Annotated in this window: 12 protein-coding genes; 5 read left to right on the forward strand and 7 right to left on the reverse strand. The window is 36.8% G+C overall.

The features are described from left to right. Positions 1-5 precede the first annotated feature (5 nt). From LJY09_RS25820 to LJY09_RS25830, 3 genes are all read right to left on the reverse strand, one after another. The gene (locus tag LJY09_RS25820; RefSeq protein ID WP_013059856.1) at positions 6-377 is read right to left on the reverse strand and encodes a DUF423 domain-containing protein; all 372 of its coding nucleotides are present in this window, start codon (positions 375-377) and stop codon (positions 6-8) included. 15 nt (positions 378-392) lie between these two features. Beyond that, positions 393-698 carry a YwdI family protein gene (locus tag LJY09_RS25825; protein ID WP_266105053.1) on the reverse strand — a complete coding sequence of 102 codons (306 nt, stop codon included), beginning with the start codon at positions 696-698 and terminating at the stop codon, positions 393-395. Positions 699-813: 115 nt separating this feature from the next. Beyond that, positions 814-1,488 (reverse strand): uracil-DNA glycosylase, encoded by a 675-nt coding sequence (locus LJY09_RS25830; RefSeq protein WP_028411955.1) that lies wholly within the window; start codon positions 1,486-1,488, stop codon positions 814-816. A gap of 177 nt (positions 1,489-1,665) precedes the next feature. On the opposite strand from LJY09_RS25830, the gene LJY09_RS25835 reads away from it, so the two are divergent. Continuing rightward, positions 1,666-2,112: a staygreen family protein gene (locus tag LJY09_RS25835; protein WP_013085507.1), complete on the forward strand. Its 447-nt coding sequence runs from the start codon at positions 1,666-1,668 to the stop codon at positions 2,110-2,112. Between the two features lie 305 nt (positions 2,113-2,417). Then, positions 2,418-3,920: a glucose-6-phosphate dehydrogenase gene (gene zwf / locus LJY09_RS25840; RefSeq protein ID WP_013085508.1), complete on the forward strand. Its 1,503-nt coding sequence runs from the start codon at positions 2,418-2,420 to the stop codon at positions 3,918-3,920. 42 nt (positions 3,921-3,962) lie between these two features. Here the strand turns inward: zwf and gndA are convergent, their stop codons facing one another. Beyond that, entirely contained in the window at positions 3,963-5,375 is a 1,413-nt protein-coding gene (gene gndA, locus LJY09_RS25845; RefSeq protein WP_013059861.1) for an NADP-dependent phosphogluconate dehydrogenase, read from the reverse strand. A 396-nt stretch (positions 5,376-5,771) separates the two neighbouring features. Here gndA and LJY09_RS25850 point away from each other — a divergent pair, with 396 nt between their 5' ends. Next, positions 5,772-7,007, forward strand: coding sequence for a PucR family transcriptional regulator (locus LJY09_RS25850; protein ID WP_028411954.1), 1,236 nt, complete (start codon positions 5,772-5,774; stop codon positions 7,005-7,007). Positions 7,008-7,259: 252 nt separating this feature from the next. After that, on the forward strand, positions 7,260-8,393 hold the full coding sequence (gene ald, locus LJY09_RS25855) for an alanine dehydrogenase (RefSeq protein ID WP_013059863.1): 1,134 nt from the start codon (positions 7,260-7,262) through the stop codon (positions 8,391-8,393). Positions 8,394-8,455: 62 nt separating this feature from the next. Here the strand turns inward: ald and LJY09_RS25860 are convergent, their stop codons facing one another. After that, positions 8,456-8,842: a hypothetical protein gene (locus LJY09_RS25860; RefSeq protein ID WP_224980621.1), complete on the reverse strand. Its 387-nt coding sequence runs from the start codon at positions 8,840-8,842 to the stop codon at positions 8,456-8,458. 793 nt (positions 8,843-9,635) lie between these two features. Between LJY09_RS25860 and pdxK the strand changes: the two genes are divergently transcribed. Further along, positions 9,636-10,460, forward strand: a complete 825-nt coding sequence (gene pdxK / locus LJY09_RS25865) for a pyridoxine/pyridoxal/pyridoxamine kinase (protein WP_047749570.1) — start codon at positions 9,636-9,638, stop codon at positions 10,458-10,460. 33 nt (positions 10,461-10,493) lie between these two features. Here the strand turns inward: pdxK and LJY09_RS25870 are convergent, their stop codons facing one another. Both LJY09_RS25870 and pgmB read right to left on the reverse strand, forming a co-directional pair. Further along, entirely contained in the window at positions 10,494-11,363 is an 870-nt protein-coding gene (locus LJY09_RS25870; RefSeq protein WP_028411952.1) for a Cof-type HAD-IIB family hydrolase, read from the reverse strand. A gap of 88 nt (positions 11,364-11,451) precedes the next feature. Next, positions 11,452-12,159 carry a beta-phosphoglucomutase gene (gene pgmB, locus LJY09_RS25875; RefSeq protein ID WP_028411951.1) on the reverse strand — a complete coding sequence of 236 codons (708 nt, stop codon included), beginning with the start codon at positions 12,157-12,159 and terminating at the stop codon, positions 11,452-11,454. Positions 12,160-12,385 lie beyond the last annotated feature (226 nt).

Genomic DNA, 12,385 nt, shown 5'->3' on the forward strand with positions numbered 1-12,385 from the left:
TTTTTTTATAGCCATTTTACAGCTGCAACAACAATTAAAATCCAGGCTACAATAAAAGCAACTCCACCTAGGGGAGTAATCGCGCCAAGAACTTTAATACCGGACGTACTTAATACATAGAGACTGCCTGAAAACAGCACAATCCCTGCAAACATAATCCAGCCCGAAGCTGTTAACAAAGAAGACTGAGGAAATTTGCTTAATAAAAACGCAATAACGAACAGCCCCATTGCATGGAACATTTGGTACTGCACTCCTGTTTTCCATACCTCTAAATACTTCTCTGAGATTTTCCCTTCTAACCCGTGTGCTCCAAAGGCACCAAGAGCAACCGCTAACATCGCATTGATTGCACCGATTATTAAAAATAGTTTCATGTTTTTCTCCTCACTTTAGAAATCAAACAAACTATCGCCGTTTGCATCATCTGATTTCAATTTCGTTCCTTCAAAATTAGGTTTGGATGACTGAATAATCTGTTGCTGCATAACCTCAGGCGATTGCATAATTTCCGGTGAAGACATGACAACAGGTTTTGAAACCGAGACAGGTTTCGATGCTGAAACCTCTTCATTTTGATCTAATGCAAGCTCACACAGTGCTTTGATAGCAACCAATTGATCTCGAACGTTCCCACTATTCGAATGGTGCTTCGCTTTTTGTACTTCTGCACTAATTTTATCAAGGAGCTGCGCCATTTTTATATCCATGTAGACACCTCATCTTACATTCAATATGACTTTATACAGCTATTTTATCAAAAGATGAAATAGGAGGCTATGTCTGAAGCTAATCTTCATGAAATGCTCACTTTTACACATCATCAATTTGCCAATCGATGGATTGACGTCCGTGTTGGAGCAAAAACTCATTTGCTCGTTGAAAATGATTATTGCCAAAAAAGCCTCGATTAGCTGAAAATGGGCTAGGATGCGGGCTTTCCAAAATTAAATGGTGTGAATGATGAATGAGCTCTTTTTTAGCTTGTGCATGTTTGCCCCACAGCAAAAACACGACCGGCTCCTCTTTTTGTGCCACTAATTCAATAATGCGGTCCGTCAGCTGTTCCCATCCTTTTCCTTTGTGAGAATTCGCTTCCCCTCTTCTAACCGTCAAAACAGTGTTAAGCAAAAGAACACCTTGTTCTGCCCATTTGACTAAATAACCGTTATTCGGAATGTGATAGTCCATTTCATTTTTCAGCTCTTTGTAAATATTCACTAAAGAAGGCGGTGTTTTGACTCCTGGTTGAACAGAGAAGCTCAGTCCATGCGCTTGATTTGGTCCATGATAAGGATCTTGTCCCAATATGACAACTTTTACATTTTTATAATCCGTATAGTGTAAAGCGTTAAAAATATCATATTTATCAGGATAAATGGTGTGGTGATTATATTCATCCACTAAAAATTCTCGAAGCTGTATGTAATAGTCTTTTTGAAATTCTTCTTCTAATAAAGGAGCCCAGTCATTTTTTAAAATACTCATTGCTTATCACCTCATAATAATCTTTTTTGTTATTTTATCGTAAACTCTGCCGCCTGCTCAAACGTTGCCTGCTTTAAATACGCTGAGAGCCTGGGCATATTTTAATATTGTCATGTTCAATGAAACTTTGTATACACTTATAAAGAGTGTATTTTTATATTAAAGGAGGGATTCCATATGATCATCAGCAATCCCCACCAAATAGACGTAACCTACAGCCTGGGTGTTACACCCGTTGAACCAATGATACCAAGAAAATACACCGTTTTCCCAGGTCAACACACTTCTGTTCCTTCCATTCAAATCGGCATTGAATTTGCCTACGATCATATGCAAAAAGAGCGGAACGAATATTTAGCATCCTTCGTCTTCGATAAAGGTTTTTATTCCCTTACTGTGTATTATTACATCGGTGCGCATACATCAACAGATGAAACCATTACACGCTACCTTCACTTTTTAGAACAGCTCCCTGTTATTCTATCGTCTATCTATCACGCTGATGCTTCCTTTTTCGAAAAACATCCACTTTTAATGCACTGTCCTATTTTTATCATTGCCGATAGCCCTGAGCTGCCATTTTCAACAAAAAAATCTATCGGTTCCCTGTATCAATATAAATAAATGAGAAAAGCTACTGTTAAAATAACGGTAGCTTTTTCTCCGTATTCGAAACAAAATACTTTTAAACTTGTTAAAAACATGGAATAATAACTACAAATTGTTTTAATCTATTTGCGTTAACCCTTTAAAATCGTTACAATTTATTAGTAGTTCTATACATAAAGGAAAAGGTAAACAAGCAATCATTCGTTTGTTTATAAAGGCCGAGTTTAACGGGCAATGAATCCCCAGATTTCATTTAAGTGTTGTCTGTTAAAGCGGAAAAAAATTGAACGTAACTACGACAAAGTGAGGTCCTAGAAGTAATGACAAATGTACAACCAAAATCCATTATCGTAATTTTTGGCGCTACAGGTGATTTAGCAAAACGTAAGTTATTCCCCTCTATTTTCCGCTTATATAAAGCGAACAAACTATCGGAAGATTTCGCTGTTGTTGGTGTCGCAAGAAGACCTTGGACTAATGACGAATTACGCGAAAATGTAAAAAAATCAGTGAGCAGTTTCAAAAACAGTGACGCTGACATTGAAAAGTTTGCTTCACATTTTTATTACCAACCGTTTGACGTAACAGATGTCGCTTCTTATCAAGAATTAAAAAGCCTAACAGAAAGCCTTGATGAGCAATACAACGTGCCTGGAAATCGTATTTTCTATCTAGCAATGGCACCTGAATTTTTCGGAACGATTGCTTCGAATTTAAAAAATGAAGGTTTAACACAAACAGAAGGCTGGAGCCGCCTAGTCATTGAAAAGCCGTTTGGCCATGATTATCCTTCTGCTAAAGAATTAAATGAACAAATTCGCCATGCATTTAAGGAAGATCAAATTTATCGTATCGACCACTATCTCGGTAAAGAAATGGTGCAAAATATCGAAGTTATCCGTTTTGCAAATGCTCTATTTGAACCGATGTGGAACAACCAATACATTTCAAACATCCAAATTACGTCTAGTGAGACGCTTGGTGTAGAAGACCGTGGCCGTTACTATGAATCTTCAGGTGCCCTTCGAGATATGGTACAAAACCATATGCTTCAAATGGTGGCCCTACTTGCAATGGAACCGCCGATTAAATTAACACCGGAAGAAATTCGCAGTGAAAAAGTAAAAGTATTGCGTGCTCTTCGCTCTTTATCAGTGGATGAAGTAGATGATTATTTTGTACGAGGTCAATACGGCAAAGGTGTACTTGAAGGAGAAGAAGTTATCGGCTATCGCGAAGGAAACTCGGTTGATCCTGAGTCTAATACCGCTACATTTGTATCTGGTAAGCTTATGATTGATAACTTCAGATGGGCTGGCGTACCGATTTATATCCGTACAGGTAAACGCATGAAAGAAAAAGCAACGACAATTGTTGTACAGTTCAAAGACTTACCAATGAACCTGTACTTCAATAAAGATAAAGAAATTCATCCAAACTTGCTTGTCATTCATATCCAACCGGAAGAAGGCATTACGCTTCACTTGAACGCGCGTAAAACGCCAGGTGCCACATCATCCACACCGATTAACTTGAACTATTGCAATAACTGTGGAGATAAAATGAATACACCGGAAGCTTATGAACGCCTTATTTATGATTGCATGCTTGGAGATGCAACGAACTTTACTCACTGGGATGAAGTAGCCCTTTCTTGGAAATTTGTTGATACTATCTCAGAAGCATGGGAAAGCACAAAAGCACAAAACTTCCCGAACTACGAATCAGGTTCAATGGGACCAAAAGAATCAGACGCATTGCTTGCTGAAGACGGTTTCCACTGGTGGCCAGTCGGAGAAGACAACTTCTCACCTAAAGAGTAAATAAAAAAAGCAGCTGTAGTATACAGCTGCTTTTCTTGTTTTTTATTTTAACCACTCAGTATGGAATACGCCCTCTTTATCAACACGTTGATATGTGTGAGCTCCGAAGTAGTCACGTTGCGCTTGTAAAAGGTTCGCTGGTAGCGTTTCTGTACGGTAGCTGTCATAGTAAGCTAATGCACTTGAGAAACTTGGTACAGGAATACCTTGTTTAACCGCAATTGAAATAACTTCACGAAGAGCCGACTGATAGCCTTCTACGATATCCTTGAAGTATGGGTCTAACAATAAGTTTGTTAGATCTGCATCGCGATCGTAAGCTTCTTTAATTTTTTGTAAGAATTGTGCACGGATGATACAACCACCGCGGAAGATCATTGCAATATCACCATACTGTAAATTCCAGTCATATTCTTCAGAAGCTGCTTTCATTTGAGCAAACCCTTGCGCATATGAACAAATTTTACTCATGTACAATGCTTTACGAATTGCTTCTACTAATTCGGTTTTATCGCCTTCAAATGCAGCTGCATTTGGACCGCTCAATACTTTGCTTGCTTTTACACGTTCTTCTTTCATAGCTGAAATAAAGCGTGCAAATACAGATTCTGTAATGATTGGTAGTGGTACACCTAAATCAAGCGCACTTTGGCTTGTCCATTTACCTGTACCTTTTTGACCTGCAGTATCTAAAATAACGTCTACAAGTGCTTTACCTGTTTCTTCATCTTTTTTCGTAAAGATATCAGCTGTGATTTCAATTAAGTAGCTATCTAGCTCGCCTTTATTCCATTCAGCAAATACTTCATGTAATTCATCTGTTTCTAAGCCTAATACGTTTTTCATGATGAAGTATGCTTCACAAATTAACTGCATATCGCCATACTCGATGCCGTTATGAACCATTTTTACGTAGTGACCTGCACCATTTGGTCCAATGTATGTGCAGCAATCATCGCCTTCAACTTTCGCTGAAATAGCTGTTAAGATTGGTTTTACAAGTTCATATGCTTCTTTTTGTCCGCCAGGCATGATTGAAGGTCCTTTTAATGCGCCTTCTTCTCCGCCGGATACGCCTGTACCGATGAAATGGATACCTAATTCTTCTAGCTCTTTGTTACGACGAATTGTATCCTGGAAGAATGTATTTCCGCCATCGATTAAAATGTCGCCTTTTTCTAAGTATGGTTTTAACGAATCAATTGTTGCATCTGTAGCAGCACCAGCTTTAACCATTAATAAAATTTTACGCGGTTTTTCAAGAGAATTAATAAACTCTTCCACACTGTATGTACCTGCAAAATTTTTACCTTCTGCTTCTGTTTTTAGGAACTCTTCTGTCTTTTCAGGAGAGCGGTTATAAACTGAAACAGAATAGCCTCTGCTCTCAATGTTTAGCGCCAAGTTTTTCCCCATAACCGCTAAACCGATAACACCGATTTGTTGTTTTGCCATGTTAAATTCTTCCCTTCATGTGTAATATGAATTGGTCAACCTAATCGTAACTGAACATATCATAAAGAAAGTTACAGATTCAAGTTTGATATAACCATAATCATACGTTTTATTATACACATTTGAAAAGAATCATGCTCACCGAACATTGATTATTTTGAAGAAAATTTCGATAAAATAAGTGAAATGAACGCAGTTACTAATCATCCGTACATTCTTAACTACCTTTAGACGCATTTTAACATTTTCTTAAACAATTACTTTTGTTAAAATATTAAGCAGTTAATCATTTCAATGAATTGATGATCAACACGGTTGTTACCGTTTTACTATATTTACTGCAGCTAAAAAAGCTGCACTAGTACTTATTTTGTTTTACGAAGAGGGATTTTATATATGACAAAACCAATCAAAGATCCGTTCAAAGAAAATTTTGATACGCTTGAAGAATTTGCTGATCGCATTAGCGAGGTATTGAACTGCCCTATTACGATTGAAGATGCTAATCATCGCTTACTAGCTTACAGCACCCATGATGAAAGAACGGACCAAGCGCGTATTGCTACGATTATTGGAAGAAGAGTTCCGGAAAAAGTCATTAACAACTTATGGAAAGAAGGCATTATTCCGAAACTGCTTGAGACAAATGAACCTGTGCGTGTGAAAAATATAAATGAAATCGGGCTTGGAGATCGTATAGCCATTTCTATCTGGAAAAATGAAGAAGTTCTAGGATTCATTTGGGCTGTGGAAATTGAGAAAGCCTTAGGCGATGAAGAAGTGGAGCTATTAAAAAAAGCTGCGAATGTATTAAAAAACAAATTGCTGCAGCTTCAAATTCGAAAATACAAACGAGAGGAGCGCTCACAGGAATTTTTCTGGAAATTATTAACTGGCCACATTAAGTCTCGCCAAGAAATTTCAGAAGCGTTTTATGAAGCTCAAATTACGGCTCCATCAGCGTTTTCCATTGCTATCTTCCGCTTCCAAGAAGATATTACGCCTGAAGCTGAACGCCAAATTTCGTATATGTTGAAAACAATGCACCGCTTAAAAATCGTTCTTTATACGATTGATTGCAATGATTTAATCTTACTGCTTTCTTTGGATGCGGTTGAAAATCCTCTTGATGAACAGCGAGATTTTGTAGACTATTTTAGAGGAAACATGCATGAACGCTTTGATGTTACTCAAATTAAAGCCAGCTGCAGCAGTATTTATTCATCGCACGATCATATCGAAAAAAGCTATAAAGAAGCTTTGAACGTATTAGATATGAAAAGTAAGTTTCCAGAAGAAACAAAAGAGATTATTAACTATCAAGAATTAGGTATTTATCAATTTCTAGATGTTATTTTAGACAAGCGCGTTCAAGATCAATTTGAAAACCATTCTTTAAAGAAGCTAACTGATTATGACCTTCGTCATAACAGTAACTTGGTGGAGACTCTTGAAGTATTTTTAAATAATGATAACAATATTAATGAAGCAGCCAAAGAATTAAATGTGCATATGAATACACTTAGCTATCGATTAAAGCGAATTTCAGAGATTGGTGATATCAACTTAAAGGATGTTAATCAAAAAATGACTCTTTATATTGATATTAAGTTAATGAAATATAAAAAATAACAGATAATGTTATATTTTTTAACAGAAAGCTATTTATTTATTTTCCGATAAATAAATAGCTCTTTTTTTATGTTTTCTTCCCTTAACAATGTTAGATAACCTGACATAAAAATTAAAAATTCTGATAAGTAAGCGGTTACATTTGTGTGTTTAAACAAAAACCGCTTCTTCAATTCTTCTTTCTAGACAAAGAAATTTCACAAAACTTTCTTTATACTAAAGATACACAAACGACCAAGGGGGAAATTAATCATGATTATTGGCGTACCAAAAGAAATCAAAAACAACGAAAACCGAGTAGCGATTACACCAGCAGGCGTAGCATCATTTGTTGGTACAGGTCATCGTGTATTAATTGAAAATGAAGCGGGTATTGGAAGTAACTTCACAAACGAAGATTATGTAAAAGCCGGAGCTGAAATTGTTGAGACAGCAGCTGACGTGTGGGCACAAGCTGAAATGGTCATGAAAGTAAAAGAACCATTAGCAAGTGAATACGGCTATTTTAGACCAGGTCTTATCTTATTCACTTACCTTCACTTAGCAGCTGAACCAGCACTGGCAAAAGCATTAAAAGATAGCGGTGTAACGGCTATTGCTTATGAAACAGTGGCAGTCAATCGTACATTGCCTCTATTAACACCTATGAGCGAAGTAGCAGGACGTATGGCTGCTCAAATTGGTGCACAATTCCTTCAAAAATCAAACGGCGGAAAAGGAATTTTATTAGCGGGTGTTCCTGGAGTTAGCCGCGGAAAAGTAACGATTATTGGAGGCGGCGGTGTTGGTACAAATGCTGCAAAAATCGCAATCGGCCTCGGTGCTGATGTAACAATTATTGATTTAAGTCCTGAACGCCTACGTCAATTAGACGATATCTTTGGCAACCAAATCAATACGCTAGTGTCAAATCCCTATAACATTGCGGATGCAGTAGCAGAGTCAGATTTAGTGATTGGTGCAGTATTAATCCCAGGTGCAAAAGCTCCAAAACTCGTAACAGAAGAAATGGTGAAAACCATGAAGCCAGGTTCTGTTATTGTTGACGTAGCAATCGACCAAGGTGGTATCGTTGAAACAATTGACCACATTACAACACACGATCAGCCTACTTATGAAAAGCACGGTGTTGTACACTATGCAGTTGCGAACATGCCAGGAGCAGTTCCACGCACATCAACGATTGCTTTAACAAATGTAACGGTACCTTACGCACTTCAAATTGCTTCTAAAGGTGTTCACAAAGCAATCGCTCAAAACGAAGCGTTAAAATTAGGAGTGAACGTTGCAAACGGAGCTATTACGTACGAAGCAGTTGCACATGATTTAGGTTATGATTATGTATCAGTAGACGTAGCTCTGGAAAAAGAATTAGCTTCTATTTAATAGATAGTAAAAAACGTCCTTAACCCTCTGTTAAGGGCGTTTTTATTTTGAATAAACAGCAATTAGCTGTAAAAAACACGACTATTTAAAGCTTTGTGTATCTGTTCACCGGTAATCTCCGGTACCATTGGCCAGAATTCAGGAGTAGGAAACATAAGGTTGCTAGGCGTTCTATTATGATTACCATCTAATTCATGAAATGGTTCAGGATCATCTGTCTCGTTAAACCGATTCGTAATAAACATAAAGTGACCTAATTCATGTGCAAGAAGATACTCATCTGTACTTGCATTTGTCATAATCACAAGTGGAAAAGAGTTATAAGTTACAGCAAGAGTCGATGAATAGTCAAAATTAACAGGCCCAAATCTATTTCCATTCATATAAAATACGTATACATCAGCGTCTTGACAAACTTTTCGGCCAGTTTCAAGCATTGCTTGTACCATTGTAAGATGACTAGCTCCTCTAATTGGAAAATTTTCCGCATTACTTACAATGCCACTGATGTTTTCCAAAAAAACAAATGAACGTGTAATAGTAAATGTAACCCCCTGGATTAATTGGTTTTTCTCATATTGTTTCCATATCCTATTAGCAGCCGCTATGTCTCTTTTTACACGGTTGGGAACTGTAGACGGATTATCTTTAGAGTTTCAATCAACTTTAGCTCCTGGTAATACGATTATACAAACATTTAAAGTACCTGTCTTAACAGTTTTGAAGTTATCGCTCATTAAATTCGATTTCATATAACAGTCTTTGTGATTTCTCTTTTGAAGTTGTGATTGATTAGAAGAATCCGGGGCATCTTTATAACTGTCATGATTATAATGTTTTTTTATGTGAATCACCCTTTCTTAAGTTTCTATTCATTTTATTCATTAAGAAAAAGAGTGCTTGTACAATAAGGTAAAAAGCCTTTTAATAAGAAGTTTTTTAGCATCCGATTACTTGTGAAGGTGGTTACTCTTAAGTTTATGTAAAGTAAATGTTCAAATCACCTTATATCTCATTCGCTAACGTTCATTTAACTCATGCTTCACAGTCAGTCATGATAATTCTAAATTACACGTAGGATTCATACAGTTTTTAGAAATTGAATATCTACATTAAAAGCGATAAAATAGAAGAAAAAGTGAATGGAAGAAATTTATCTAAAACACATTGGGCAACTAAAAGCCGCCCGGTAGAAATTTTACTCTATTTTCTCTATGAACTTAAAATACGGGAGGATTTTTTATGACAATGAATAAAGCATTAACCATTGCTGGTTCTGATAGCAGCGGCGGAGCTGGCATTCAAGCGGATTTAAAAACATTCCAAGAACTTGGTGTTTACGGAATGACAGCTTTAACAACAATTGTAACAATGGATCCCGATAACAGCTGGTCTCATAACGTATTTCCACAACAAGCTTCCACTGTTGAACAGCAGCTGAAAACAATTGTAAAAGGCGTAGGCGTACAGGCTCTAAAAACGGGTATGCTTGGCTCAGTGGAAATTATTGAACTAGCGGCAAAAACAATTGAAGAATACGATTTAAAAAATGTTGTAGTAGATCCTGTGATGGTATGTAAAGGAGAAGACGAAGCGCTTCATCCGGAAACAACTGTCAGCTTGCGTGATGTACTAGTTCCAAAAGCAACAGTCGTAACGCCTAACTTATTTGAAGCTAGTCAATTAAGCGGACTTGGCCCTATCAAAACGGTTGATCAAATGAAAGAAGCAGCCGTGAAAATTTCTGAACTTGGTGCCAAATATGTATTGATTAAAGGTGGAAGTAAATTAGCACACGAAAAAGCAATCGATTTGCTTTATGATGGAAAGACATTTGAGATCTTAGAGTCTGAACGTATTGAAACGACATTTACACATGGTGCTGGATGCACATACTCAGCTGCGATTGCTGCTGAATTGGCAAAAGGCAGTGACGTCAAACAAGCTATTTATACAGCAAAAGAGTTTATTACAGAAGCAATTCGCCATTCATTTGCTTTAAATCAATATGTCGGACCAACAAATCACGGTGCATACCGTCGTAACAAAGAAAAAGTAACAAACTAAAAGCATGCCTAAAGGCATGCTTTTCTATTTTGCTTATTGTTTGACTGTTTCAAGCGCATTTAAGATAGCTTGAGCTACGCCGTGCTCGTCATTTGTTCCTGTTACGATATGGGCAAACTCTTTAATTTCTTGAGGGGCATTTCCCATCGCTACGGCACGTCCAACTCGCTGAAACATCGATACGTCGTTATAATTGTCTCCAATGGCCATCGTTTCTTCTAAAGAAATATGGCGTTCTTGAACAAATGATGTAACCGCAATTCCTTTTTGAGCATTTTCATCATTTATTTCAATATTTTCTTTACCAGATGCACTGACTGCAATAGAATCTAACTTCACAAGTTCTACTTTTGCCTGTTCTAACTTTCCTTCATCAAAAGAGAAAGCAAGCAGCTTATAAATGTCCTTGTTTGGATCTTGAAACAGCGCTTCATACTCTTCAATAAGCTTTACTCTGCCGCTATTGAAACGCTCTTTTGCCGCTTCTAACGATTTTTCATAATTATCTTTTAAGCTAGCACTTAAATAAATATCCATTAATACGGACAAAGCTTTTTCATAGTCATTTGAATACGTACCTTCACTTGTATAGACTTCAAAGTACAGCTGAAACTTCTTAAAAATATCTTCTACTTCACGAATAGCTTCCATCGTCATGCCTACTGAATATTGTTTTTCCCCTTGTGGATTGCGAAGCTCTGCTCCGTTTGCACAAATTAAATATGTATGAAGTCCTGCTTCTTCTAAAACATAACGCGCTTCTTCATAAGAACGTCCCGTAGCAACAACAACTTCCACCCCTGCCTTTTGAGCTGTCTTAATCGCTTGGGCATTTTCTTTACTTACAACTTGTTCACTATTTACTAGCGTTCCATCCATATCGATCGCAATACATTTAATCATGATGTACCCCTTCCTATGTATCTTTGCTCTCTTATTTTATTCTAGCATATGTTTTTTAGCGCTTTGCTACTTGCATGTAAAAGATTTACTAATTTTTTGTATACGCGCTGTTATAATCTGTTCCTTTTCTTGCTTTCTCGAAAACCTCTTTGATCGTCTTTACATGCAAATCAGCTGTTGAATATACGCGAAAATTCACATCCTCTTCCCTCAGATGCTTACCAACGCCGATAGAAACCATATCTGTTTGATTAATAGCTTTTATACCTGCCTCTCCATCTTCTATTGCCACACATGCATCGGGTTTTACTTTTAATTGATCGGCAGCTGTCAAAAATATTTCTGGATCTGGTTTTCCCTTCTTGATTTTCCTTACATCCACAATACAATCAAAAAAAGAGCGTATTCCTAGCGCATCTATTACAGTATTTGCATTCGAACTAGAAGAAGCAATTCCCATTTTAATGCCTTGTTTTTTACAATCTTCTAACAACATTTTAATGCCTGGAAGTAAATGATCTTCTGTCATTTCTCTTATTAAAGCCTGATAATGCTTATTCTTTTCATAAGCAAGCTCTTCTTTTTGTTCCACTGTCAGGTGTACATTGCCTTGCGCAGCAATGAGCTCTACAGTTCTCATCCGGCTGATTCCCTGCAGCTGTTGATTTAGTTCTTCAGAAAACGAAACGTTAAGTTGATCTGCTACTTTTTTATTTGCCCTATAATATAAATGTATTGTATCTGCAATAACACCGTCTAAATCAAAAATAATCGCTTGTAGCTCTTCTTTTTTCATATTATCCTCCTCTGTACCTATCTTTATGCCATTACTTAAATGCTTTTATTACATCCCACCATGTTAAAATACCGTTGATATTGTTCACTTTATCATAAAAATTTTTTCATCATTTATAATTTATGAATAAATTTTTCAAAAAAAGAGAAATTACAGTATTGCATTATGAAAGCCCTTTTATTACAATAGGTTTATGCAAACGGTTGCACTATCTTAAAAATATAGT

Source organism: Priestia sp. J2, from assembly GCF_020790095.1.
Taxonomy (GTDB): domain Bacteria; phylum Bacillota; class Bacilli; order Bacillales; family Bacillaceae_H; genus Priestia; species Priestia zanthoxyli.

Coding starts and splice junctions, on each gene's coding strand:
- LJY09_RS25835 (WP_013085507.1), top strand. CDS start 1,666: ATGATCATCAGCAATCCCCACCAAATAGACGTAACCTACAGCCTGGGT.
- LJY09_RS25850 (WP_028411954.1), top strand. CDS start 5,772: ATGACAAAACCAATCAAAGATCCGTTCAAAGAAAATTTTGATACGCTT.
- pgmB (WP_028411951.1), bottom strand. CDS start 12,159: ATGAAAAAAGAAGAGCTACAAGCGATTATTTTTGATTTAGACGGTGTT.
- ald (WP_013059863.1), top strand. CDS start 7,260: ATGATTATTGGCGTACCAAAAGAAATCAAAAACAACGAAAACCGAGTA.
- LJY09_RS25830 (WP_028411955.1), bottom strand. CDS start 1,488: ATGAGTATTTTAAAAAATGACTGGGCTCCTTTATTAGAAGAAGAATTT.
- zwf (WP_013085508.1), top strand. CDS start 2,418: ATGACAAATGTACAACCAAAATCCATTATCGTAATTTTTGGCGCTACA.
- pdxK (WP_047749570.1), top strand. CDS start 9,636: ATGACAATGAATAAAGCATTAACCATTGCTGGTTCTGATAGCAGCGGC.
- LJY09_RS25870 (WP_028411952.1), bottom strand. CDS start 11,363: ATGATTAAATGTATTGCGATCGATATGGATGGAACGCTAGTAAATAGT.
- LJY09_RS25825 (WP_266105053.1), bottom strand. CDS start 698: ATGGCGCAGCTCCTTGATAAAATTAGTGCAGAAGTACAAAAAGCGAAG.
- LJY09_RS25860 (WP_224980621.1), bottom strand. CDS start 8,842: ATGGTACAAGCAATGCTTGAAACTGGCCGAAAAGTTTGTCAAGACGCT.
- gndA (WP_013059861.1), bottom strand. CDS start 5,375: ATGGCAAAACAACAAATCGGTGTTATCGGTTTAGCGGTTATGGGGAAA.
- LJY09_RS25820 (WP_013059856.1), bottom strand. CDS start 377: ATGAAACTATTTTTAATAATCGGTGCAATCAATGCGATGTTAGCGGTT.